Below are 25,345 nucleotides of genomic sequence, written 5' to 3' on the forward strand. Positions count from 1 at the left end.
CGCCAGCACTTACCCCCCCGTATCTAACAGGGGGGTACAAATCGACAGGAAACAGTCAAAAAAACATTAGAAAATCCTTTGGTTACAAGGGATTTACAAAATTTCAGCGTATGTCAAATGGGCTTTAAAAGTTGACATACGCCTTTTTGATTGGAGGGATTTTTACTGAATGAACAAACTTGGTTACAGCATTTAAAAGAAAAACGCTTGGCTTATGGACTATCTCAAAACCGTTTAGCTGTTGCGACTGGTATTACAAGGCAGTATCTAAGCGATATTGAAACAGGAAAAGTCAAGCCATCAGAGGATTTACAGCAGTCCCTTTGGGAAGCTCTGGAACGCTTCAATCCCGACGCTCCCCTTGAAATGCTGTTTGATTATGTAAGAATTCGCTTTCCGACAACAGACGTACAGCAGGTGGTCGAAAACATCTTACAACTGAAACTGTCCTATTTTCTTCATGAGGACTATGGTTTCTATTCTTATTCAGAGCATTATGCTTTAGGCGACATATTCGTCCTTTGCTCCCATGAACTGGACAAAGGAGTTCTGGTGGAATTGAAAGGTCGTGGGTGCAGACAATTTGAAAGCTATCTTCTGGCACAACAAAGAAGCTGGTATGAGTTCTTTATGGACGTTTTGGTGGCTGGCGGTGTGATGAAACGCCTTGACCTTGCCATTAACGATAAGACAGGGATTTTAAATATCCCTGTACTCACTGAAAAGTGCCAACAGGAAGAATGTATCTCCGTCTTCCGCAGTTTTAAAAGCTATCGCAGTGGCGAACTGGTACGCAAAGAGGAAAAGGAATGTATGGGAAACACCCTCTATATCGGTTCATTACAAAGTGAAGTTTATTTCTGTATCTATGAAAAGGACTACGAGCAGTACAAGAAAAATGATATTCCCATTGAAGACGCAGAAGTAAAAAACCGTTTTGAGATTCGATTGAAAAATGAGCGTGCCTATTATGCAGTCCGTGATTTACTCGTCTATGACAATCCAGAGCATACCGCCTTTAAAATTATCAATCGGTATATCCGTTTTGTAGATAAAGACGATTCCAAACCTCGTTCTGATTGGAAACTGAATGAAGAATGGGCTTGGTTTATTGGGAACAATCGTGAACGATTAAAACTAACCACAAAACCAGAGCCTTACTCCTTCCAAAGGACGCTGAACTGGCTATCTCATCAAGTTGCCCCGACCTTAAAGGTTGCGATTAAACTTGATGAAATCAACCAGACGCAGGTTGTAAAAGACATTCTCGACCATGCGAAACTGACAGACCGACACAAGCAGATTTTGAAGCAACAGTCAGTAAAAGAACAGGACGTGATAACAACAAAAAAATAACTCAAATACAAATTCATTGAATATAGAGAGGAGAACATTTTTATGAATTTTGGACAAAACCTTTGTGCGACTCGTTCCTTAGTGAAAAGCTAAGGCACTAATAAAAGAACGAAAAAGTTTGGTTATTAGGAGAACTGATAATCTGACAGGTGGAATGATGAAGTAACGCTCTGAAACGCCTGCCCTGAGCCTCCGACAAGCATTGTATGAGGAAACTCAGAATGTTTGAAGCTCGGTAAAGACGGCTGAAAGATACCGTAATAGTTGATGAACATATATCTTCTATCGAAAACTATCCAGAGGTGGGTAGCGTATCCAACAGGTCGGGGGTCTATAAAATATCTATGGTTAGAATGTTCTATAAGGAACTGACGAAACAGCGAATGTACGGGTCTAAATTTGAACTTTGTAGAAATGCAAAGGTACGAGAAATCGTAGCTGGTGTGGCAAAGTAAGAATATAGGTTATGAAATGCCATATAACGTTACAGGCGGTATCAAGCCAGCAGGCTTATAGCTAGTGACCTAAGGATATATATGTATAGATAAGATTATCGGAACGAGGAAAGGTATTGGGTTCTCATCAAGAGAATAAACTGACGAAGAACAATAAGCAGTTGAACTAATGCTGAAAAGCAGAGGGCGAACCTAAGAAATTCTTGTAATGAGAATGGAGGAATGCCCTCAAGTCGTGTATATATTAGAAAAGTATTATGTTGTTTCAATAAGGATTACGAGTAAGATAAAAAAGCTCACTCAATTTCAAGTAAAGGAGTGAAGCCTTATGCCTAAAAATAAAAATGAAACATTGTGTGTAGAAGATTTAAGACACGCTGAATATTACGAAATGCAAAACACCTTTGATGATTTATATGCCAAAAGTAAGAATGGAGATATTTTCACTCATCTTATGGATATTATCCTATCGAGAGAAAATATATTACTGGCATATCGAAATATCAAAGCAAATGCAGGCAGTAAAACAGCAGGAACAGACGGTACAATAATTAAAGATATTGGCAAATTGCCAGCAGAAACAGTTGTCAAAAAAGTAAGATACATTGTTGCAGGCAGTCCACATGGGTATCGACCTAAGCCAGTGAGGCGAAAAGAAATACCAAAACCAAATGGTAAAACCAGACCTCTAGGTATTCCTTGTATGTGGGACAGGCTTATACAACAATGTATAAAACAAGTATTAGAACCAATCTGCGAAGCTAAATTTAGTGAAAACAGCTATGGTTTTAGACCTAATAGGTCAGTTGAAAATGCAATAAAAGCAACCTATAACCGCCTACAAATCAGCCAGCTACATTATGTGATTGAATTTGATATTAAGGGTTTCTTTGACAACGTGAACCATTCCAAGCTGATAAAACAGATATGGGCTATGGGAATACGGGACAAGCACTTGATATTCATTTTAAAAAGGATATTAAAAGCTCCAATCAAAATGACTAACGGTACAATAACATATCCAGAGAAAGGAACTCCGCAAGGGGGAATAATATCCCCACTACTAGCAAACATTGTTCTTAATGAGTTAGACCATTGGGTAGAAAGCCAATGGCAGGAAAATCCTGTTACAAAAAACTATGTGGTTCATATCAATAAAAGCGGTAGCCCATGTAAAAGCAACGCTTACAAAGAAATGAAGAAAACAAAGTTAAAGGAAATGTATATGGTTCGTTATGCAGATGATTTTAGAGTTTTCTGCCGCTACAAGGAAAGTGCTGAAAAAGCCAAAATAGCAATCACTCAATGGATTGAACAACGATTAAAATTGGAAGTATCACAAGAAAAAACAAGAATTGTAAATGTTAGAAAAAGATACTCCGACTTTCTTGGTTTCAAGATTAAAATGATACCGAGAAGAAAGAAGTTAGTTGTTAAATCACATATAAGTGATAAACAATTCAAAAACCAAAAAGACAAGCTGGTATCACAGGCAAAGAAAATTGCTTCTCCCTCAAAAGGGAAAACGGAATTAGAAGAAACAAGACTTTATAATTCAATGGTATTAGGTATGCAAAATTATTATCAGATTGCAACGAATGTAAATCTGGATTGTATGAAACTGAATAGAGCTGTAATGGCTATCTTCACTAACAGATTAGGTACAAACAAAAGGGGCAGATTGAGAAAAACAGGCAGACAACTTACGACAAAGGAGGCAACAAGATATGGTAAATCTAAAATGCTTCGGTATGTTGCTGGCGAGGGCGAACCTATTTTCCCTGTTGGATATATCCAACACAGAAAACCAATGGCAAAGGTGTATTTAGCGAATTGCTACACTCTAGAGGGAAGAAAATTTATCCACACCAATCTAAGTGTTGATAAATTACTGATGTACCAGTTAATGAAATTATCTTTGGAAAATCGCACAATAGAATACGCAGACAATCGAATTTCGCTATTTTCTGCTCAACATGGAAAATGTGCTATAACTCTGGAAGAATTTCAACAAGCTAATGAAATACATTGTCATCATATTGTACCAACTGGAGCTGGTGGAAATGACGATTATAAAAATCTTATTTTGGTAAAAGAGGCGGTACACCGTCTAATACACGCTAAAACAGAAGAAACAATACAAAAATATATAGCTCTATTGAAGCTAAATAAAGTCCAGCTCATAAGACTAAATAAATATAGAGTATTAGCTGGCAATCAAGAATTAAACTTGATATAGGTCTACTACATAAATACTTTTCAATATAAACACGATGGAACGCGGAGTGCGGTGAAAGTCGCACGCTCCGTGTGAATGGGGGGAAAAGTTTGAGATATTTATAATATCAGGAACTTACCTATCCATATATAACTGGTTTCTATCAAACGCTCAATCACTGGTGCTTTTAGCAATCGTTGTGATTGGCTTGTATCTTGGCTTCAAGCGTGAGTTTAGCAAACTGATTGGCTTTTTAATTATTGCGATTATTGCGGTTGGCTTAGTCTTCAACGCTGCTGGAGTAAAAGACATTTTACTAGAGCTATTCAATCGCATTATTGGTGCTTAAATAAAACCGTTCTTTTGTGGAATATAAGTGGTTTTCTTATGTTCCGCAAAGGAATGGTACACCAAACGAAGTGCGGTAGGGATTTTTGAATCTCTACAAAGAAAGGACGTGAATATATGGACGATATGCAAGTCTATATTGCGAATTTAGGCAAATACAATGAGGGCGAATTGGTCGGTGCGTGGTTTACCTTTCCCATTGACTTTGAGGAAGTCAAAGAGAAAATCGGCTTGAATGATGAATATGAGGAATACGCCATTCATGACTACGAGTTACCCTTTACGGTTGACGAATACACTTCCATTGGCGAACTCAATCGACTATGGGAAATGGTATCGGAATTACCCGAAGAATTACAATCGGAGCTATCTGCTCTGCTCACTCATTTTTCAAGCATTGAAGAACTAAGCGAACATCAAGAGGATATTATCATTCATTCCGATTGTGATGATATGTATGACGTGGCACGCTACTACATTGAAGAAACGGGTGCTTTAGGCGAAGTACCAGCTAGTCTTCAAAACTATATTGATTATCAAGCCTATGGTCGGGATTTAGACCTTTCAGGAACGTTTATCTCAACCAATCATGGGATTTTTGAAATCGTCTATTAAATCTGTCGGTACATTACTACTGGCAGATTTTCTATTTTACGGGGTGGCTCAATCAGCTACCCCTATTTTTTATGAAAGGATTGATTACATGAAGAAAATACGAAGCTATACCAGTATCTGGTCTGTGGAAAAGGTACTGTATTCTATCAATGATTTTAGACTTCCGTTTCCCATAACCTTTACGCAAATGACATGGTTTGTCGTGTCACTCTTTGCAGTGATGATACTTGGCAACTTGCCCCCTCTTTCCATGATAGAGGGAGCATTTCTCAAATACTTTGGGATTCCTGTGGCTTTCACATGGTTTATGTCTACAAAAACTTTTGATGGTAAAAAGCCTTATGGATTTTTGAAGTCTGTCATTGCTTATGCACTGCGACCAAAGCTGACCTATGCAGGAAAAAAAGTAACGCTTGGCAGAAACCAGCCACAAGAAGCCATTACAGCAGTTAGGAGTGAATTTTATGGCATATCCAATTAAATACATTGAAAACAATCTCGTCTGGAATAAAGACGGGGAATGTTATGCTTACTATGAGCTTGTTCCTTACAATTACTCATTTCTAAGTCCAGAACAGAAAATACAAGTGCATGATTCTTTCAGACAGCTTATCGCACAAAATCGTGATGGCAAAATTCATGCTTTACAAATCAGTACAGAATCCAGCATACGTTCTGCACAAGAGCGTTCCAAAAATGAAGTCACTGGCAAGCTCAAAGCGGTTGCCTATGACAAAATCGACCAACAGACAGACGCTTTAATATCCATGATTGGCGAAAATCAAGTGAACTACCGTTTCTTTATCGGCTTTAAGTTGCTTCTCAACGATCAGGAGTTTTCTATGAAAAGTCTTACCGTTGAAGCAAAAAATGCTTTGTCTGATTTTGTCTATGATGTGAACCATAAGCTGATGGGCGATTTTGTTAGTATGAGTAATGATGAAATCCTGCGTTTTCAGAAGATGGAAAAGCTCTTAGAAAATAAAATCTCTCGTCGTTTCAAAATCCGCAGGTTAGATAAGGACGACTTCGGCTATCTGATTGAACACCTTTACGGACAGACAGGCACTGCCTATGAAGAGTATGAGTACCATCTATCAAAGAAAAAGCTGGATAATGAAACGCTGATTAAATACTATGACTTGATTAAGCCTACTCGCTGTTTGGTGGAAGAAAAACAGCGATATTTGAAAATCCAGCAGGAAGATGAAACCGTCTATGTAGCTTACTTTACCATTAACAGCATTGTCGGAGAACTGGACTTCCCGTCCTCTGAAATCTTCTACTACCAGCAACAGCAATTTACATTCCCGATTGATACGTCAATGAATGTGGAAATTGTAGCGAATCGTAAAGCCCTATCTACTGTCCGCAATAAAAAGAAAGAACTGAAAGACTTGGATAACCACGCTTGGCAAAGTGATAATGAAACCAGCTCCAATGTGGCGGAAGCTCTGGAAAGTGTGAATGAGCTGGAAACCAATTTAGACCAAAGCAAGGAATCTATGTACAAGCTGTCTTATGTGGTAAGGGTATCAGCAAATGATCTTGACGAACTCAAACGTCGTTGTAATGAAGTGAAAGATTTTTATGACGATTTAAGCGTAAAACTGGTACGACCATTTGGGGATATGCTCGGCTTACATGAAGAATTTTTACCTGCCAGCAAGCGTTATATGAATGATTATATTCAATACGTGACCTCTGATTTCCTCGCTGGTTTAGGTTTTGGTGCTACTCAAATGCTGGGGGAAAATGAGGGGATTTATGTTGGCTACAGCTTAGATACTGGACGCAATGTCTATCTGAAACCTGCTCTTGCCAGTCAAGGGGTTAAGGGTTCAGTAACCAATGCGTTAGCGTCGGCTTTTGTTGGTTCGCTGGGTGGTGGTAAATCCTTTGCGAATAACCTTATCGTCTATTATGCGGTGCTTTATGGGGCACAAGCAGTGATTGTAGACCCAAAAGCAGAACGTGGCAGATGGAAAGAAACCTTGCCAGAGATTTCCCATGAAATCAATATCGTCACTCTGACTTCTGATGAGAAAAACAAAGGCTTACTTGACCCTTATGTGATTATGAAAAATCCCAAAGATTCTGAATCACTGGCTATTGATATTCTGACATTCCTTACGGGGATTTCCTCTCGTGATGGGGAACGCTTCCCAATCCTTAGAAAAGCCATTCGTGCAGTAACCAATAGTGAAGTACGAGGGTTGATGAAAGTGATTGAGGAATTACGGGTTGAGAATACGCCACTAAGTACCAGTATAGCCGACCATATCGAAAGTTTTACAGACTATGACTTTGCACATTTATTATTCAGTAATGGTTATGTGGAGCAGTCTATCAGCTTAGAAAAACAACTGAACATTATACAGGTTGCGGACTTGGTACTTCCCGACAAGGAAACTTCCTTTGAGGAATATACCACTATGGAGCTTTTATCCGTTGCTATGCTGATTGTCATTAGTACCTTTGCTTTAGACTTTATCCATACAGACCGAAGCATTTTCAAGATTGTAGATTTAGACGAAGCATGGAGCTTTTTACAGGTAGCACAAGGAAAAACACTATCTATGAAGCTGGTTCGGGCTGGTCGTGCTATGAACGCTGGGGTATATTTCGTGACCCAAAATACAGACGACCTCTTAGATGAAAAACTGAAAAATAACCTCGGCTTAAAATTTGCATTTCGTTCCACTGACCTTAACGAGATTAAAAAGACCTTAGCCTTTTTTGGTGTAGACCCAGAGGACGAAAACAATCAGAAGCGATTGCGTGATTTGGAAAACGGGCAATGCCTTATCAGTGATTTATATGGTCGTGTCGGTGTGATACAGTTCCACCCTGTATTTGAAGAACTGCTCCATGCCTTTGATACCAGACCACCTGTGCGAAAAGAGGTGTAAATGTGAAACCATCAATAGTAAACAGAATAAAATCAAACTGGACGCTGAAACGTCTAGGTAAAGTGGCAATGACAGTGGCTTTCACACTTGTGATTGCCATTTTTCTTTTAGCCATGCTGGGAACGGTGGTTCAAGCTGCGGGCTTGGTAGATGATACGGTCAATGTGGCAAATGAATACAGCCGATACCCACTTGAAAACTATCAACTGGATTTTTATGTGGATAATAGCTGGGGCTGGCTTCCGTGGAACTGGTCGGACGGGATTGGAAAACAGGTCATGTATGGACTATATGCCATTACCAATTTTATTTGGACAATCAGTTTGTATGTTTCCAATGCGACAGGTTACTTAGTACAGGAAGCCTATTCCTTAGACTTCATTTCCGCTACAGCAGATTCCATTGGTAAGAATATGCAGACCTTAGCTGGTGTGAGTGCAAACGGATTTTCAACAGAGGGTTTCTATGTTGGATTCCTCTTACTCTTGATTTTGGTTCTTGGGGTTTATGTTGCCTATACGGGACTGATAAAGAGAGAAACCACAAAGGCAATTCATGCCATTATGAATTTTGTGCTGGTGTTTATCCTATCGGCTTCCTTTATTGCCTACGCTCCCGACTACATTAAAAAAATCAATGACTTTTCATCAGACATCAGTAATGCCAGTTTATCACTTGGCACGAAGATTGTCATGCCCCATTCCGATAGTCAAGGCAAGGACAGCGTGGACTTAATCAGAGATAGCCTGTTTTCCATACAGGTTCAGCAACCGTGGCTACTGCTTCAATACAACAGTTCAGACATTGAAAGTATCGGTATTGACCGTGTGGAAAGCCTGCTCTCCACCAGCCCAGATTCCAACAATGGCGAAGACAGAGAAAAAATTGTTGCGGAAGAAATTGAAGACAGAAGCAATACCAATCTAACCATTACAAAGACCATTAACCGTTTAGGTACAGTCTTCTTCCTATTTGTCTTCAATATTGGGATTTCCATATTTGTATTCCTATTAACAGGAATCATGATTTTCTCGCAGGTACTTTTTATCATCTATGCTATGTTTCTGCCTGTGAGCTTTATTTTAAGCATGATTCCATCATTTGATGGTATGTCAAAACGAGCCATAACAAAGCTCTTTAATACCATTTTGACACGAGCTGGAATCACATTGATTATTACGACAGCATTTAGTATTTCAACCATGCTCTATACCTTATCGGCTGGTTATCCGTTCTTTTTGATTGCTTTTCTACAGATTGTGACCTTTGCAGGAATCTACTTCAAGCTGGGCGATTTAATGAGTATGTTTTCTCTACAGAGTAACGATTCTCAAAGTGTGGGAAGTCGTGTGATGAGAAAACCTCGTATGCTTATGCACGCTCACATGCACCGTCTACAGCGGAAACTTGGACGTTCCATGACTACTCTAGGGGCTGGGTCTGCCATTGTTACAGGTAAAAAAGGACAGTCGGGTTCGGGGAGTTCTGCAAGGACACAAGCAGATCACTCCCGACCAGACGGAAAGGAAAAATCAACACTTGGAAAACGTATCGGTCAAACCATCGGTACAGTAGCTGATACCAAAGACAGAATGGTAGACACTGCTAGTGGTTTGAAAGAACAGGTTAAAGATTTGCCGACCAATGCAAGATATGCAGTATATCAAGGAAAATCCAAAGTAAAAGAGAATGTCCGTGATTTAACCAGTAGTATTTCTCAAACCAAAGCGGACAGAGCCAGTGGACGCAAGGAACAGCAGGAACAAAGGCGAAAAACCATTGCGAAGCGTCGCTCTGAAATGGAACAGGTCAAACAGAAAAAACAGCCTGCTTCTTCTGTTCATGAAAGACCGACTACAAGACAAGAACAATATCATGATGAACAGACCTCAAAACAGTCTAATATTCAGACTTCATATAAGGAATCTCAACAAGCCAAACAAGAGCGTCCAGCAGTTAAGTCCGATTTTTCAAGTCCAAAAGTGGAACGCCAAGGCAATACCGTTCAAGAAAAAACCGTTCAAAAGCCAGCAACTTCAACCACTACAGCAGATAGAACTTCACAACGTCCAATCACAAAAGAACGTCCGTCTACTGTTCAAAGAGTACCACTACAAAATACAAGAAGTAGACCACCAATCAAAACCGCCACCATTAAGAAAGTCGGTAAGAAACCATGAAGTTGAAAACTTTAGTGATTGGTGGTTCTGGATTATTCTTGATGGTCTTCTCACTGCTTCTGTTTGTTGCCATTTTATTTTCAGATGAACAGGACAGCGGAATTTCCAATATTCATTATGGAGGTGTGAATGTTTCCGCAGAAGTGCTGGCTCATAAGCCTATGGTAGAAAAATATGCCAAAGAATATGGCGTTGAAGAATATGTCAACATACTTCTTGCGATTATACAGGTGGAATCGGGCGGTACTGCGGAAGATGTTATGCAGTCCTCGGAATCCCTCGGTCTTCCACCTAATTCATTGAGTACAGAAGAATCCATTAAGCAAGGTGTGAAGTATTTCAGTGAATTATTAGCCAGTAGCGAAAGGCTCAGTGTAGATTTAGAATCGGTTATCCAGTCCTACAATTATGGTGGTGGTTTCTTAGGGTATGTGGCTAATCGTGGAAATAAATATACCTTTGAACTGGCTCAAAGTTTCTCAAAAGAGTATTCAGGTGGCGAAAAAGTGTCTTACCCCAATCCCATAGCCATACCTATCAATGGGGGCTGGCGATACAACTATGGCAATATGTTTTATGTGCAACTGGTAACGCAGTATCTTGTCACAACAGAGTTTGATGATGATACGGTACAAGCCATCATGGACGAAGCACTGAAATATGAGGGCTGGCGATACGTTTACGGTGGAGCTTCCCCGACTACTTCTTTTGATTGTAGCGGACTGACACAATGGACGTATGGAAAAGCTGGAATTAACTTACCACGAACCGCACAACAGCAATATGATGTGACCCAGCATATCCCACTATCGGAAGCACAAGCTGGCGATTTGGTTTTCTTTCATTCTACCTATAACGCTGGCTCTTATATTACTCATGTTGGGATATACCTTGGCAATAACCGTATGTTTCATGCAGGCGACCCAATCGGTTATGCCGACTTAACAAGCCCCTACTGGCAACAGCATTTAGTGGGAGCAGGACGAATCAAACAATGAGAAAGGAAGATTTAATGATGAAATTTAGAAAAAATCAGAATAAAGAAAAACAGATACCAAAGGAAAAGAAACCTCGTGTCTATAAGGTCAATCCTCATAAAAAGGTTGTGATTGCCTTGTGGGTACTTTTAGGGCTTAGTTTCAGCTTTGCGATATTCAAGCACTTTACAGCTATAGATACTCATACTATTCACGAAACAACTATCATAGAAAAGGAATACGTTGATACTCATCATGTAGAAAATTTTGTAGAGAACTTTGCGAAAGTCTACTATTCATGGGAGCAATCCGATAAGTCCATTGATAATCGAATGGAAAGTCTAAAAGGCTATCTGACAGATGAACTTCAAGCTCTCAATGTTGATACAGTACGCAAAGATATTCCTGTATCGTCTTCTGTAAGAGGATTTCAGATATGGACGGTAGAGCCAACTGGCGACAATGAGTTTAATGTAACCTACAGTGTAGACCAGCTCATTACAGAGGGAGAAAATACAAAGACCGTCCACTCTGCTTATATAGTGAGTGTCTATGTAGATGGTTCTGGAAATATGGTACTGGTTAAGAATCCGACCATTACCAACATACCTAAGAAATCAAGTTATAAACCAAAAGCCATTGAAAGTGAGGGGACGGTTGATTCCATTACAACCAATGAAATCAATGAGTTTTTAACGACGTTCTTCAAGCTCTATCCTACAGCGACAGCCAGTGAACTTTCCTACTATGTGAATGACGGGATATTAAAACCAATCGGAAAAGAGTACATCTTTCAAGAACTGGTAAATCCTATTCACAATCGTAAGGATAATCAAGTCACGGTATCGCTGACAGTGGAGTATATCGACCAGCAGACCAAAGCAACGCAGGTATCTCAATTTGATTTGGTACTTGAAAAGAACGGGAGTAATTGGAAGATTGTAAAATAACAAATATTGGTACATGATTACAGATACTTTGTAATCATGTACTCTTTTTGATAAAAAATTGGAGATTCCTTTACAAATATGCTCTTACGTGCTATTATTTAAGTGACTATTTAAAAGGAGTTAATAAATATGCGGCAAGGTATTCTTAAATAAACTGTCAATTTGATAGCAGGAACAAATAATTAGATGTCCTTTTTTAGGAGGGCTTAGTTTTTTGTACCCAGTTTAAGAATACCTTTATCATGTGATTCTAAAGTATCCAGAGAATATCTGTATGCTTTGTATACCTATGGTTATGCATAAAAATCCCAGTGATAAAAGTATTTATCACTGGGATTTTTATGCCCTTTTGGGTTTTTGAATGGAGGAAAATCACATGAAAATTATTAATATTGGAGTTTTAGCTCATGTTGATGCAGGAAAAACTACCTTAACAGAAAGCTTATTATATAACAGTGGAGCGATTACAGAATTAGGAAGCGTGGACAAAGGTACAACGAGGACGGATAATACGCTTTTAGAACGTCAGAGAGGAATTACAATTCAGACAGGAATAACCTCTTTTCAGTGGGAAAATACGAAGGTGAACATCATAGACACGCCAGGACATATGGATTTCTTAGCAGAAGTATATCGTTCATTATCAGTTTTAGATGGGGCAATTCTACTGATTTCTGCAAAAGATGGCGTACAAGCACAAACTCGTATATTATTTCATGCACTTAGGAAAATGGGGATTCCCACAATCTTTTTTATCAATAAGATTGACCAAAATGGAATTGATTTATCAACGGTTTATCAGGATATTAAAGAGAAACTTTCTATGGAAATTATAATCAAACAGAAAGTAGAGCTGCACCCTAATATGTGTGTGATGAGCTGTACGGAACCTGAGCAATGGGATGTGGTAATAGAAGGAAATGATGACCTTTTAGAGAAATATATGTCCGGTAAATCATTAGAAGCATTAGAACTCGAACAAGAGGAAATCAGAAGATTTCAGAATTGCTCCTTGTACCCTGTTTATCATGGAAGCGCAAAAAGCAACATAGGGATTGAGCAGCTTATAGAAGTGATAACGAATAAATTTTATTCATCAACATACAGAAAGAAGTCTGAACTTTGCGGAAATGTCTTCAAAATTGAATATTCGGAAGAAAGACAACGTCTTGCATATGTACGCCTTTATGGCGGAATCCTGCATTTGCGGGATTCGGTTAGAATATCGGAAAAGGAAAAAATAAAAATTACAGAAATGTATACTTCAATAAATGGTGAATTATGTAAAATTGATAAGGCTTATTCCGGGGAAATTGTTATTTTGCAAAATGAGTTTTTGAAGCTAAATAGTGTTCTTGGAGATACAAAGCTATTGCCACAGAGAGAGAGAATTGAAAATCCGCTCCCTCTGCTGCAAACAACTGTTGAACCGAGCAAACCTCAACAAAGGGAAATGTTACTTGATGCACTTTTAGAAATCTCCGACAGTGACCCGCTTCTACAATATTATGTGGATTCTACGACACATGAAATTATACTTTCTTTCTTAGGGAAAGTACAAATGGAAGTGATTAGTGCACTGTTGCAAGAAAAGTATCATGTGGAGATAGAACTAAAAGAGCCTACAGTCATTTATATGGAGAGACCGTTAAAAAATGCAGAATATACCATTCACATCGAAGTGCCGCCAAATCCTTTCTGGGCTTCCATTGGTTTATCTGTATCACCGCTTCCGTTGGGAAGTGGAATGCAGTATGAGAGCTCGGTTTCTCTTGGATACTTAAATCAATCATTTCAAAATGCAGTTATGGAAGGGATACGCTATGGTTGCGAACAAGGATTATATGGTTGGAATGTGACGGATTGTAAAATCTGTTTTAAGTATGGCTTATACTATAGCCCTGTTAGTACCCCAGCAGATTTTCGGATGCTTGCTCCTATTGTATTGGAACAAGTCTTAAAAAAAGCTGGAACAGAATTGTTAGAGCCATATCTTAGTTTTAAAATTTATGCGCCACAGGAATATCTTTCACGAGCATACAACGATGCTCCTAAATATTGTGCGAACATCGTAGACACTCAATTGAAAAATAATGAGGTCATTCTTAGTGGAGAAATCCCTGCTCGGTGTATTCAAGAATATCGTAGTGATTTAACTTTCTTTACAAATGGACGTAGTGTTTGTTTAACAGAGTTAAAAGGGTACCATGTTACTACCGGTGAACCTGTTTGCCAGCCCCGTCGTCCAAATAGTCGGATAGATAAAGTACGATATATGTTCAATAAAATAACTTAGTGTATTTTATGTTGTTATATAAATATGGTTTCTTGTTAAATAAGATGAAATATTTTTTAATAAAGATTTGAATTAAAGTGTAAAGGAGGAATTAATTATGAAGTGAAATGAATGTAACAGGGTTCAATTAAAAGAGGGAAGCGTATCATTAACCCTATAAACTACGTCTGCCCTCATTATTGGAGGGGTGAAATGTGAATACATCCTATTCACAATCGAATTTACGACACAACCAAATTTTAATTTGGCTTTGCATTTTATCTTTTTTTAGCGTATTAAATGAAATGGTTTTGAACGTCTCATTACCTGATATTGCAAATGATTTTAATAAACCACCTGCGAGTACAAACTGGGTGAACACAGCCTTTATGTTAACCTTTTCCATTGGAACAGCTGTATATGGAAAGCTATCTGATCAATTAGGCATCAAAAGGTTACTCCTATTTGGAATTATAATAAATTGTTTCGGGTCGGTAATTGGGTTTGTTGGCCATTCTTTCTTTTCCTTACTTATTATGGCTCGTTTTATTCAAGGGGCTGGTGCAGCTGCATTTCCAGCACTCGTAATGGTTGTAGTTGCGCGCTATATTCCAAAGGAAAATAGGGGTAAAGCATTTGGTCTTATTGGATCGATAGTAGCCATGGGAGAAGGAGTCGGTCCAGCGATTGGTGGAATGATAGCCCATTATATTCATTGGTCCTATCTTCTACTCATTCCTATGATAACAATTATCACTGTTCCGTTTCTTATGAAATTATTAAAGAAAGAAGTAAGGATAAAAGGTCATTTTGATATCAAAGGAATTATACTAATGTCTGTAGGCATTGTATTTTTTATGTTGTTTACAACATCATATAGCATTTCTTTTCTTATCGTTAGCGTGCTGTCATTCCTGATATTTGTAAAACATATCAGGAAAGTAACAGATCCTTTTGTTGATCCCGGATTAGGGAAAAATATACCTTTTATGATTGGAGTTCTTTGTGGGGGAATTATATTTGGAACAGTAGCAGGGTTTGTCTCTATGGTTCCTTATATGATGAAAGATGTTCACCAGCTAAGTACTGCCGAAATCGGAAGTGTAATTATTTTCCCTGGAACAATGAGTGTCATTATTTTCGGCTACATTGGTGGGATACTTGTTGATAGAAGAGGTCCTTTATACGTGTTAAACATCGGAGTTACATTTCTTTCTGTTAGCTTTTTAACTGCTTCCTTTCTTTTAGAAACAACATCATGGTTCATGACAATTATAATCGTATTTGTTTTAGGTGGGCTTTCGTTCACCAAAACAGTTATATCAACAATTGTTTCAAGTAGCTTGAAACAGCAGGAAGCTGGTGCTGGAATGAGTTTGCTTAACTTTACCAGCTTTTTATCAGAGGGAACAGGTATTGCAATTGTAGGTGGTTTATTATCCATACCCTTACTTGATCAAAGGTTGTTACCTATGGAAGTTGATCAGTCAACTTATCTGTATAGTAATTTGTTATTACTTTTTTCAGGAATCATTGTCATTAGTTGGCTGGTTACCTTGAATGTATATAAACATTCTCAAAGGGATTTCTAAATCGTTAAGGGATCAACTTTGGGAGAGAGTTCAAAATTGATCCTTTTTTTATAACAGGAATTCAAATCTTTTTGTTCCATTAAAGGGCGCGATTGCTGAATAAAAGATACGAGAGACCTCTCTTGTATCTTTTTTATTTTGAGTGGTTTTGTCCGTTACACTAGAAAACCGAAAGACAATAAAAATTTTATTCTTGCTGAGTCTGGCTTTCGGTAAGCTAGACAAAACGGACAAAATAAAAATTGGCAAGGGTTTAAAGGTGGAGATTTTTTGAGTGATCTTCTCAAAAAATACTACCTGTCCCTTGCTGATTTTTAAACGAGCACGAGAGCAAAACCCCCCTTTGCTGAGGTGGCAGAGGGCAGGTTTTTTTGTTTCTTTTTTCTCGTAAAAAAAAGAAAGGTCTTAAAGGTTTTATGGTTTTGGTCGGCACTGCCGACAGCCTCGCAGAGCACACACTTTATGAATATAAAGTATAGTGTGTTATACTTTACTTGGAAGTGGTTGCCGGAAAGAGCGAAAATGCCTCACATTTGTGCCACCTAAAAAGGAGCGATTTACATATGAGTTATGCAGTTTGTAGAATGCAAAAAGTGAAATCAGCTGGACTAAAAGGCATGCAATTTCATAATCAAAGAGAGCGAAAAAGTAGAACGAATGATGATATTGACCATGAGCGAACACGTGAAAATTATGATTTGAAAAATGATAAAAATATTGATTACAACGAACGTGTCAAAGAAATTATTGAATCACAAAAAACAGGTACAAGAAAAACGAGGAAAGATGCTGTTCTTGTAAATGAGTTGCTAGTAACATCTGACCGAGATTTTTTTGAGCAACTGGATCCAGGAGAACAAAAACGATTTTTTGAGGAAAGTTATAAATTATTTTCCGAACGATATGGCAAGCAAAATATTGCTTATGCAACAGTTCATAATGATGAGCAAACCCCTCACATGCATTTAGGTGTTGTGCCTATGCGTGATGGAAAACTGCAAGGAAAAAATGTGTTTAATCGTCAAGAACTGTTATGGCTACAAGATAAATTCCCCGAGCATATGAAAAAACAGGGTTTTGAGTTGAAGCGTGGTGAACGTGGCTCTGACCGTAAACATATTGAGACAGCTAAATTTAAAAAACAAACTTTGGAAAAAGAGATTGATTTTCTAGAAAAAAATTTAGCAGTTAAAAAAGATGAATGGACTGCTTATAGCGATAAAGTTAAATCAGATTTAGAAGTACCAGCGAAACGACACATGAAAAGTGTTGAAGTGCCAACGGGTGAAAAGTCCATGTTTGGTTTGGGAAAAGAAATAATGAAAACAGAAAAGAAACCAACCAAAAATGTTGTTATATCGGAGCGTGATTATAAAAACTTAGTGACTGCTGCGAGAGATAACGATAGGTTAAAACAGCATGTTAGAAATCTCATGAGTACTGATATGGCGAGAGAATATAAAAAATTAAGTAAAGAACATGGGCAAGTTAAAGAAAAATATAGTGGTCTTGTAGAGCGATTTAATGAAAATGTAAATGATTATAATGAGTTGCTTGAAGAAAACAAGTCTTTAAAGTCTAAAATAAGCGATTTAAAGCGTGATGTGAGTTTAATCTATGAAAGCACTAAGGAATTCCTTAAGGAACGTACAGACGGCTTAAAAGCCTTTAAAAACGTTTTTAAGGGGTTTGTAGACAAGGTAAAGGATAAAACAGCACAATTCCAAGAAAAACACGATTAAAGATAAGGGAAGATACTGAATTAAAAAAATTCCCCCTCTATTGTCCGAAATGCAGACAAGAAAATTTAATTGAAATAAAGCAGTTCAAAGTAACTGTGATTACAGAGCCAGACGCAAAGACGCAGAGCCGATAAAATGAGATTAATACAATCTCATTTTATCGGCTCTTTCCGTTATGTATGGATTCTTTTAATTAGTCTTCGATGTTTCTTGCTTCGTTGATACCGCTGGCTAAAGATTCCATTAAGGATAGTTCTTTGTCTGTAAAGCTATCCATGTATTTCTCTATCTGTAATCGTCGGGTGCTTTTTACCAAGTTATTAGCAGGTAAGAAAAATTCATCAACGGAAACATGAAGTAACGATACAAGGTCATAAAGAACTTGTATGCTGGGGTGTTGCCCTTTATTTTCAATATTAGTTAAGTACCGTGGGTCAATTTCAATCAATGCTCCCACTTGTTCACGAGTTAAACCTCGTTTCAATCGAGCTTCTTTAATGGCTAAACCAAAGGCTCTAAAATCATATTTATCTTCTTTTTTACGCATAGTAGACCACCTCTATACATTTTATTGTTCCTACTGAATTAAAAACAGGTATAGAAAAACGTGTTATATGGTTTATAGGTTTATATTTAATAAAAAGCACTACTAAACGCCAATAAAAAAAACCGTTATATGGTAGTGCTATTTACGCTGTTAAAATATTGTATATTACTTCCAAATGGCGGTTTGTTGGAGGTCAACGTCGCCATGAAGTACATCATATACAATAAATTTCCTTACATTGGGTTCTTGTCAAAAAAAGTCGTCTATCTGCAATAGATAAGTACGTCCACCAATGTGGTTTTATAAATCATATAGATAGAATAACAGAAGCATGTAAACAGAGAAATAAATCTGTTTATATGCTTTTTTGGCTATTCAGAACTTTTTTACAAAGTTTATTTATCAGTAATGCAACAAATCCCCCTTTCACATTGGGACTAAGAGTGAAAGGAGATAAACGAGCAAGGCTCACTTCCTTTCCTAGACAGAAAGGGGGTGAGAAACATGAAACCATCTTCTTTTCAGACCACAATAGAAAATCAGTTTGACTATATCTGTAAACGTGCTATGGAAGACGAGCGAAAGAATTATATGCTTTATCTTTCAAGGATTGCAAAGCGTGAGGTGTCCTTTTCGGATGTTGGCGATTATCTTGTTAGCCAGTTTGCGACAACAGATAACTATTCAACTGACTTTCAGATTTTTACACTCAATGGGTTATCAGTAGGCGTTGAAAATGATTTGTTGAGTGAAGCATTACGTGAGTTGCCAGACAAGAAACGTGAAATTCTACTGCTGTTTTACTTTATGGACATGAGCGATTCAGAAATTGCAGACCTGTTGAAATTGAACCGTTCTACTGTCTATCGGCATAGAACCAGTGGACTAGCCTTAATTAAAAAGTTTATGGAGGAATTTGAAGAATGAAAACACAATATCCTATGATTCCCTTTCCTCTCATTGTAAAGGCAACAGATGGCGATACCGAAGCGATTAACCAGATTCTACATCATTACAGAGGGTACATAACGAAGCGTTCCCTACGACTTATGAAAGATGAATATGGCAATCAAAGTATGGTCGTTGATGAAGTCTTACGTGGAAGAATGGAAACCAGACTGATTACAAAGATTTTGTCATTTGAAATTAAGTAATATCCTCTCTCCTTTCGTGGAAGCGTGCTAAACCATTCCACGCTTCCCGAACAGGGAGGTTTGTTATTCCACCAAAGCATATTGAGCTTTCAATGTGTTTTGATAGGCTAACGAGCCATTGTTCTTTGAAAACTGAATAAAAGTAATCGAATACGTTTCGATAAGAAAAGAGCCAACGGAACTAACCGCCATGACCTATCTTATAAAGATAGCGAGCGATTCATGTTAGTGATCCGAGAAGCAATCTTTAGCAGGATTGCCTGCAACGACATTCTTATCGTGATAATGATACTCCCATACAGTCAATAGTCCGAGCGTGATAAAACCGTCGCAGGCAATGAGTATGGCTACATGAGAACCATGCAGGGGTGGAACTCCCGTGAGCTTTGCTAAAGCTGTTCGATTGCTGGTAAAACAACTTTTATGAAATCCAAATAAGTGATTTGGAAAGGAGGATTTTATGAAGCAGACTGACATTCCTATTTGGGAACGTTATACCCTAACCATTGAAGAAGCGTCAAAATATTTTCGTATTGGCGAAAACAAGCTACGACGCTTGGCAGAGGAAAATAAAAATGCAAATTGGCTGATTATGAATGGCAATCGTATTCAGATTAAACGAAAACAATTTGAAAAAATTATAGATACATTGGACGCAATCTAGCGTCGCCAAAGGGTCTTGTATATGATAAAATAGTATTAAGTCGTATCAAGGCTCTTTCCATAAAGGAAAGGAGCAAATGCCATGTCAGAAAAAAGACGTGACAATAAAGGTCGAATCTTAAAGACTGGAGAGAGCCAACGAAAAGACGGAAGATACTTATACAAATATATAGATTCATTTGGAGAACCGCAATTTGTTTACTCGTGGAAACTTGTGGCTACAGACCGAGTACCAGCAGGAAAGCGTGATTGTATCTCACTTAGAGAGAAAATCGCAGAGTTACAGAAAGACATTCATGATGGTATTGATGTTGTAGGAAAGAAAATGACACTCTGCCAGCTTTACGCAAAACAGAACGCTCAAAGACCAAAGGTTAGAAAAAACACTGAAACTGGACGCAAATATCTTATGGATATTTTGAAGAAAGACAAGTTAGGTGTAAGAAGTATTGACAGTATTAAGCCATCAGACGCTAAAGAATGGGCTATTAGAATGAGTGAAAATGGTTATGCTTATCAAACCATCAATAACTACAAACGTTCTTTAAAGGCTTCATTCTATATTGCTATACAAGATGATTGTGTTCGGAAGAATCCATTTGACTTTCAACTGAAAGCAGTTCTTGATGATGATACTGTCCCTAAGACCGTACTAACAGAAGAACAGGAAGAAAAACTGTTAGCCTTTGCAAAAGCTGATAAAACCTACAGCAAAAATTATGATGAAATTCTGATACTCTTAAAAACAGGTCTTCGTATTTCAGAGTTTGGTGGTTTGACACTTCCAGATTTAGATTTTGAGAATCGTCTTGTCAATATAGACCATCAGCTATTGAGAGATACTGAAATTGGGTACTACATTGAAACACCAAAGACCAAAAGTGGCGAACGTCAAGTTCCTATGGTTGAAGAAGCCTATCAAGCATTTAAGCGAGTGTTAGCGAATCGAAAGAATGATAAGCGTGTTGAGATTGATGGATATAGTGATTTCCTCTTTCTTAATAGAAAGAACTATCCAAAAGTGGCAAGTGATTACAACGGCATGATGAAAGGTCTTGTTAAGAAATACAATAAGTATAACGAGGATAAATTGCCACACATCACTCCACATAGTTTGCGACATACATTCTGTACCAACTATGCAAATGCAGGAATGAATCCAAAGGCATTACAGTACATTATGGGACATGCTAATATAGCCATGACGCTGAACTATTACGCACATGCAACATTCGATTCTGCAATGGCAGAAATGAAACGCTTGAATAAAGAGAAGCAACAGGAGCGTCTTGTTGCTTAGTAGTACAAATGAATTTACTACTTATTTACCACTTCTGACAGCTAAGACATGAGGAAATATGCAAAGAAACGTGAAGTATCTTCCTACAGTAAAAATACTCGAAAGCACATAGAATAAGGCTTTACGAGCATTTAAGAAAATATAAAAAGATAATTAGAAATTTATACTTTGTTTCTAGCTAAAAATAATTTTTAGCTTTTAGAAAGGTAGTGCTATGTGCAAAATCGTCGAAACGATTTTTATCAGGGAACTATCAAATAGCTCGCCTGCATATGTACTTGAACCAAGTCAAGTCCGGGAATTTGGTTATGTGCTTCACTATAAATCACTATCTGTAAAGAGTATACAAGATTTCCTTTCTTTTGTGATATCAAATTTTTACAGACAAAGTAGTAAAAATTGACGTTTCTTATTTTAGCAAGGTTATAGGCTTGTTTTGGGGCTTGAAATAGCAAGAATTAATAGTGATTTAAGGGAAAATATTAACATATGTAGAAATATTTTTATAAGAAATAACGAGAAAAAATCAATAGGTATGTTCTTGAGGGCTACTTTTTGACGTTTTCTGAATAAAACTTAATAAAAAATAGCAGAAACAAAGAAAAAATGTGCTTACAAGAAGTAATCCGCACTTAGCTAGGAAGTTAAGAATGTGCATGTTATTTTCAAACAAATACTAAGAATCCTATTTCAATCCTTTACAGAGGAACAAGGACTTCGTATAATAAAGGGACGAAAAGGAGCGAAAGTGATGAGAAACGAAATGATGCATCGACCAGTCGTTAAACCAGAATTGGTTGAGTATATGCGTACAAAACAAAAGAAACTTCCCGGAGAATTAGGTGCAGTGGAGGCGGAAGCCAATGAAGCAGGGGTGCCGATTATTCCGCACGAAACAGTAGTTTTTCTACAATTTTTGCTAGGACAACTAAAGCCCAAAAATATTTTAGAAATCGGGGCAGCAATTGGTTTTTCTTCAAGCTTGATGGCCCAATTTGTCGGTGAAGATGGTCACGTGACCACGATTGATCGTTTTGACGTAATGATAAAAAAAGCGAAGAAAACCTACCAACGCCTAGACTTAGAAGAAAAGGTCACTCTTTTAGAAGGACAAGCAGCTGAGATTCTACCAACGTTGGAAGGACCTTATGACTTTATTTTTATGGATAGTGCCAAATCAAAATACATTGAATTTTTACCTGAATGTTTACGGTTGCTACCAGTTGGCGGCGTTTTGATGGTGGATGATGTATTTCAAGCTGGGACAATTTTAGACCCTGCTGAGGAAGTACCGAAAAAAAATCGAGCGATTCATCGTAAATTAAACCAATTTTTAGATGTAGTCATGGCTCACCCTGATTTAACTTCTACTTTAGTTCCTCTTGGTGATGGAGTTATTTTAATTACCAAAGAGAAAGAAACGATTATTTTAGATAGTTAAAGAATGTCTTCACAAAAAGAAAGCGAATCATTAAAAAGCAAGTTCTTTTAATGATTCGCTTTCTTTTTTATGTTATTTAAAAAGTTATCTCGCTATTTCTAATTGAGAATGATAATCATAAAATTCTCAATAGGACAATATTATACGCTAATAGAACCTCATTTGTTTATAATTATTCTATTGACGGAATAATTATAAACTGTTATCCTTAAAGAGTAAAAAAACAGAGGAGGAACGACAATGAATTTAATTAATCAAAAACTTTTTGACTTTGAATGTGATGCCTATCACGATGGTGAATTTACACGAGTATCAACAGAAGATATTTTAGGAAAATGGAGTATTTTCTTCTTTTATCCAGCTGATTTTTCTTTCGTGTGTCCTACGGAATTAGGGGATATGCAAGAGCATTATGCGCATTTACAGGAATTAAATTGTGAGGTTTACTCTGTTTCAGAAGATAGTCATTATGTGCATAAAGCATGGGCTGACGCTACAGAAACGATTGGAAAAATTAAATATCCAATGTTAGCCGATCCCAACGGTCAACTTGCTCGTTTCTTTGGCGTTTTAGATGAAGCTTCTGGAATGGCTTACCGTGCTTCATTTATTGTGAGTCCAGAAGGTGAGATCAAATCTTATGAAATCAACGACATGGGTATTGGTCGTAATGCTGAAGAACTTGTTCGTAAATTAGAAGCTTCTCAATTTGTAGCAGAACATGGTGATAAAGTTTGTCCAGCCAATTGGCAACCAGGAGAAGAAACAATTGCGCCAAGCTTAGATTTAGTTGGTAAAATTTAAATTCGCTTTGTAAATAGAGGTCAAAGAGTTGGATAAAACAGAGAAAATGTTTTGTTCAGCTCTTTTTCTGAAACACAGAAGAAAGAGGAGAAGCAAGTGACAGAAGAAATCTACGATTTGATTATTATTGGTGGCGGCTCAGCTGCTTTATCTGCAGGTATCTATGCAGGTCGCGCAATGATGGATACCTTAATTATTGAAAAAGACAAAATTGGTGGACAAGTAACGACGACTTCTGAAATTGTGAACTATCCAGCGATTCGTCACACAACAGGTCCAGAACTAATGGAAGAAATGCGCATTCAAGCACAAGACTTCGGTGTAGCTTTTACAAAAGACGAGATTATTGATGTTGATTTTAGTCAAACGATAAAAACTGTTCAATCGGCGAGTCAAACCTACCAAGCATATGCAGTATTGATTGCGACAGGGGCCTCTGCTCGTAAAATTGGTTTCCCTGGTGAAAGTGAATTTACAGGACGCGGCGTGGCCTATTGTTCTACTTGTGATGGGGAGTTTTTCCAAGGCCTAGATATTTTTGTGATTGGTGGCGGTTATGCAGCAGCGGAAGAGGCCGTTTATTTGACACGTTACGGTAAATCAGTAACGATGATTATCCGAGAACCTGATTTTACATGTGCAAAATTAACTGCGGAGGCGGCTAAAAATCACCCGAAAATTAAGATTGTTTATAACACAGAAGTGAAAGAAATTACGGGAGATGATTTTGTCCGAAAAGCTGTGTTTGTCAATAACCAGACGGGAGAAGAAACGGTTTATGAAGCGCCAAAAGACAGTACATTTGGTCTGTTTGTTTTTGCTGGAAATAAACCAAGTACAGAAATTTTTGAAGGAAAAATTGCCTTAGACCGTGGGTATGTGCCAACAACTGAAAATATGGAAACCAATATTCCCGGAGTTTATGCAGCAGGAGATTTACGAATAAAAGAATTACGTCAAATTGTGACGGCGGTTGCAGACGGTGCAATTGCCGCCACTCATGCGCAACGTTACGTGACAGAACAAAAAACACAGGCGGGCCAATCGATTGTAACGAAGCGAATGACTGAACGATTAGCTAATCAATCTGCCCCTGAAACAAGCAGTCAGCAACCAAAAGAAAAACAGCCAGCGAAAGTTACTGGTAAGCATCAGTGGTTCCCAGAAAGTATGCGCCAACAATTAAGCGGTATTTTCGCTAAACTAACCAAAAAAGTGACATTGCTTCAGTTTTTGGATGCAAGTGATGAAAAATCATTGGAACTTCAGTCATTCTTAACAGAATTTGCAAGTCTGGATCAGAAGATTACTTTAGAAACGATTTTGAAAGATACTGAGCCAGCCAAAGAATTGCTGTATGGGATTGAAAAAATGCCTAGCGTTGTGCTCTTAGATACGGCAGGAAACTATACAGGAATTAAATTTAGTGGTATTCCTAGTGGCCATGAAGTAAACTCGTTGGTTTTGGCGGTTTATAATGTCGGCAGCGAGGGGCAGCCGTTAGAAGCAAGTCTGCAAAAGAACATACTTGCATTGCCAAAAAGAAAAATAGAAATCTTTGTTTCACTAACATGTCATTTCTGTCCCGATGTCGTGGCCGCTTGCCAACATATTGCATCAATTAATCCTCATGTGGAAGCAGAAATGGTGGACATTAGTCTATTTCCAGAGTTGAAAAAAGAAAAGAAAATTATGAGCGTTCCAGCAATGCTGATTGATGGAGAACAAATGATTTTTGGTTCAAAAACAATGACCGAAATTATTGAAGCCTTGGCTTAAAAGAGGCGGAAAAAGTAATTAGCCTAAAGAACCTAAG

At 37.8% G+C, this 25,345-nt stretch carries 21 protein-coding genes and 2 pseudogenes; 22 read left to right on the forward strand and 1 reads right to left on the reverse strand.

Annotation, left to right across the window (positions count from 1 at the left end; all coding sequences use genetic code 11):
- Nucleotides 1-150 precede the first annotated feature (150 nt).
- The 15 genes and pseudogenes from mobT to IGL80_RS03305 all read left to right on the forward strand — a co-directional run bounded on the left by mobT (nt 151) and on the right by IGL80_RS03305 (nt 17,754).
- Complete coding sequence (gene mobT / locus IGL80_RS03235) at nt 151-1,356, forward strand: MobT family relaxase (protein WP_000398284.1); 1,206 nt, start codon at nt 151-153, stop codon at nt 1,354-1,356.
- A 783-nt stretch (nt 1,357-2,139) separates the two neighbouring features.
- Complete coding sequence (ltrA, locus tag IGL80_RS03240) at nt 2,140-4,050, forward strand: group II intron reverse transcriptase/maturase (protein ID WP_002286940.1); 1,911 nt, start codon at nt 2,140-2,142, stop codon at nt 4,048-4,050.
- Between the two features lie 103 nt (nt 4,051-4,153).
- Nucleotides 4,154-4,378 (forward strand): hypothetical protein, encoded by a 225-nt coding sequence (locus IGL80_RS03245; RefSeq protein ID WP_032509114.1) that lies wholly within the window; start codon nt 4,154-4,156, stop codon nt 4,376-4,378.
- Between the two features lie 116 nt (nt 4,379-4,494).
- Nucleotides 4,495-4,992, forward strand: a complete 498-nt coding sequence (locus tag IGL80_RS03250; RefSeq protein WP_000342539.1) for an antirestriction protein ArdA — start codon at nt 4,495-4,497, stop codon at nt 4,990-4,992.
- 88 nt (nt 4,993-5,080) lie between these two features.
- Complete coding sequence (locus IGL80_RS03255) at nt 5,081-5,473, forward strand: conjugal transfer protein (protein ID WP_000723888.1); 393 nt, start codon at nt 5,081-5,083, stop codon at nt 5,471-5,473.
- On the forward strand, nt 5,457-7,904 hold the full coding sequence (locus IGL80_RS03260; RefSeq protein ID WP_000331160.1) for an ATP-binding protein: 2,448 nt from the start codon (nt 5,457-5,459) through the stop codon (nt 7,902-7,904). Before IGL80_RS03255 ends, IGL80_RS03260 begins: the two co-directional genes overlap by 17 nt.
- Before the next feature lie 2 nt (nt 7,905-7,906).
- Entirely contained in the window at nt 7,907-10,084 is a 2,178-nt protein-coding gene (locus IGL80_RS03265; protein WP_000804748.1) for a CD3337/EF1877 family mobilome membrane protein, read from the forward strand.
- A complete protein-coding gene (locus IGL80_RS03270; RefSeq protein WP_000769868.1) occupies nt 10,081-11,082 on the forward strand; it encodes a lysozyme family protein in 1,002 nt (333 codons plus the stop codon). Before IGL80_RS03265 ends, IGL80_RS03270 begins: the two co-directional genes overlap by 4 nt.
- On the forward strand, nt 11,079-12,011 hold the full coding sequence (locus IGL80_RS03275; RefSeq protein WP_001224319.1) for a conjugal transfer protein: 933 nt from the start codon (nt 11,079-11,081) through the stop codon (nt 12,009-12,011). The genes IGL80_RS03270 and IGL80_RS03275 overlap by 4 nt, the downstream gene beginning before the upstream one ends.
- Nucleotides 12,012-12,324: 313 nt before the next feature.
- Nucleotides 12,325-12,372: pseudogene (locus tag IGL80_RS03280) on the forward strand (hypothetical protein); the annotation flags it as partial.
- Between the two features lie 15 nt (nt 12,373-12,387).
- Nucleotides 12,388-14,307 (forward strand): tetracycline resistance ribosomal protection protein Tet(M), encoded by a 1,920-nt coding sequence (gene tet(M), locus IGL80_RS03285; RefSeq protein WP_001574275.1) that lies wholly within the window; start codon nt 12,388-12,390, stop codon nt 14,305-14,307.
- A 97-nt stretch (nt 14,308-14,404) separates the two neighbouring features.
- Nucleotides 14,405-14,467, forward strand: a pseudogene (locus IGL80_RS03290) (tetracycline resistance efflux system leader peptide).
- Between the two features lie 34 nt (nt 14,468-14,501).
- Nucleotides 14,502-15,878 (forward strand): tetracycline efflux MFS transporter Tet(L), encoded by a 1,377-nt coding sequence (gene tet(L), locus IGL80_RS03295; protein WP_001574277.1) that lies wholly within the window; start codon nt 14,502-14,504, stop codon nt 15,876-15,878.
- A 563-nt stretch (nt 15,879-16,441) separates the two neighbouring features.
- Complete coding sequence (gene mobV / locus IGL80_RS03300; RefSeq protein ID WP_025193416.1) at nt 16,442-17,620, forward strand: MobV family relaxase; 1,179 nt, start codon at nt 16,442-16,444, stop codon at nt 17,618-17,620.
- A complete protein-coding gene (locus IGL80_RS03305) occupies nt 17,599-17,754 on the forward strand; it encodes a cysteine-rich KTR domain-containing protein (RefSeq protein WP_080120191.1) in 156 nt (51 codons plus the stop codon). Before mobV ends, IGL80_RS03305 begins: the two co-directional genes overlap by 22 nt.
- 59 nt (nt 17,755-17,813) lie before the next feature.
- On the opposite strand, the gene IGL80_RS03310 is transcribed toward IGL80_RS03305, so the two are convergent.
- The gene (locus tag IGL80_RS03310) at nt 17,814-18,167 is read right to left on the reverse strand and encodes a helix-turn-helix transcriptional regulator (RefSeq protein ID WP_001227347.1); all 354 of its coding nucleotides are present in this window, start codon (nt 18,165-18,167) and stop codon (nt 17,814-17,816) included.
- Nucleotides 18,168-18,671: 504 nt separating this feature from the next.
- Here IGL80_RS03310 and IGL80_RS03315 point away from each other — a divergent pair.
- From IGL80_RS03315 to IGL80_RS03345, 7 genes are all read left to right on the forward strand, one after another.
- Complete coding sequence (locus tag IGL80_RS03315; protein WP_000804885.1) at nt 18,672-19,094, forward strand: sigma-70 family RNA polymerase sigma factor; 423 nt, start codon at nt 18,672-18,674, stop codon at nt 19,092-19,094.
- Nucleotides 19,091-19,321, forward strand: coding sequence for a helix-turn-helix domain-containing protein (locus IGL80_RS03320; RefSeq protein WP_000857133.1), 231 nt, complete (start codon nt 19,091-19,093; stop codon nt 19,319-19,321). The genes IGL80_RS03315 and IGL80_RS03320 overlap by 4 nt, the downstream gene beginning before the upstream one ends.
- A 460-nt stretch (nt 19,322-19,781) precedes the next feature.
- Nucleotides 19,782-19,985 (forward strand): excisionase, encoded by a 204-nt coding sequence (locus IGL80_RS03325; protein WP_000814511.1) that lies wholly within the window; start codon nt 19,782-19,784, stop codon nt 19,983-19,985.
- 81 nt (nt 19,986-20,066) lie between these two features.
- On the forward strand, nt 20,067-21,284 hold the full coding sequence (locus IGL80_RS03330; RefSeq protein WP_001291561.1) for a tyrosine-type recombinase/integrase: 1,218 nt from the start codon (nt 20,067-20,069) through the stop codon (nt 21,282-21,284).
- Nucleotides 21,285-22,035: 751 nt separating this feature from the next.
- Complete coding sequence (locus IGL80_RS03335; protein WP_002381418.1) at nt 22,036-22,725, forward strand: O-methyltransferase; 690 nt, start codon at nt 22,036-22,038, stop codon at nt 22,723-22,725.
- A gap of 240 nt (nt 22,726-22,965) precedes the next feature.
- The gene (gene ahpC / locus IGL80_RS03340; RefSeq protein ID WP_002356396.1) at nt 22,966-23,529 is read left to right on the forward strand and encodes an alkyl hydroperoxide reductase subunit C; all 564 of its coding nucleotides are present in this window, start codon (nt 22,966-22,968) and stop codon (nt 23,527-23,529) included.
- A gap of 96 nt (nt 23,530-23,625) precedes the next feature.
- On the forward strand, nt 23,626-25,308 hold the full coding sequence (locus tag IGL80_RS03345) for an FAD-dependent oxidoreductase (protein ID WP_002359449.1): 1,683 nt from the start codon (nt 23,626-23,628) through the stop codon (nt 25,306-25,308).
- Nucleotides 25,309-25,345 lie beyond the last annotated feature (37 nt).

Origin of the sequence: Enterococcus sp. DIV2467a, from assembly GCF_050532945.1 — a bacterium.
Classification (GTDB): Bacteria; Bacillota; Bacilli; order Lactobacillales; family Enterococcaceae; genus Enterococcus; species Enterococcus faecalis.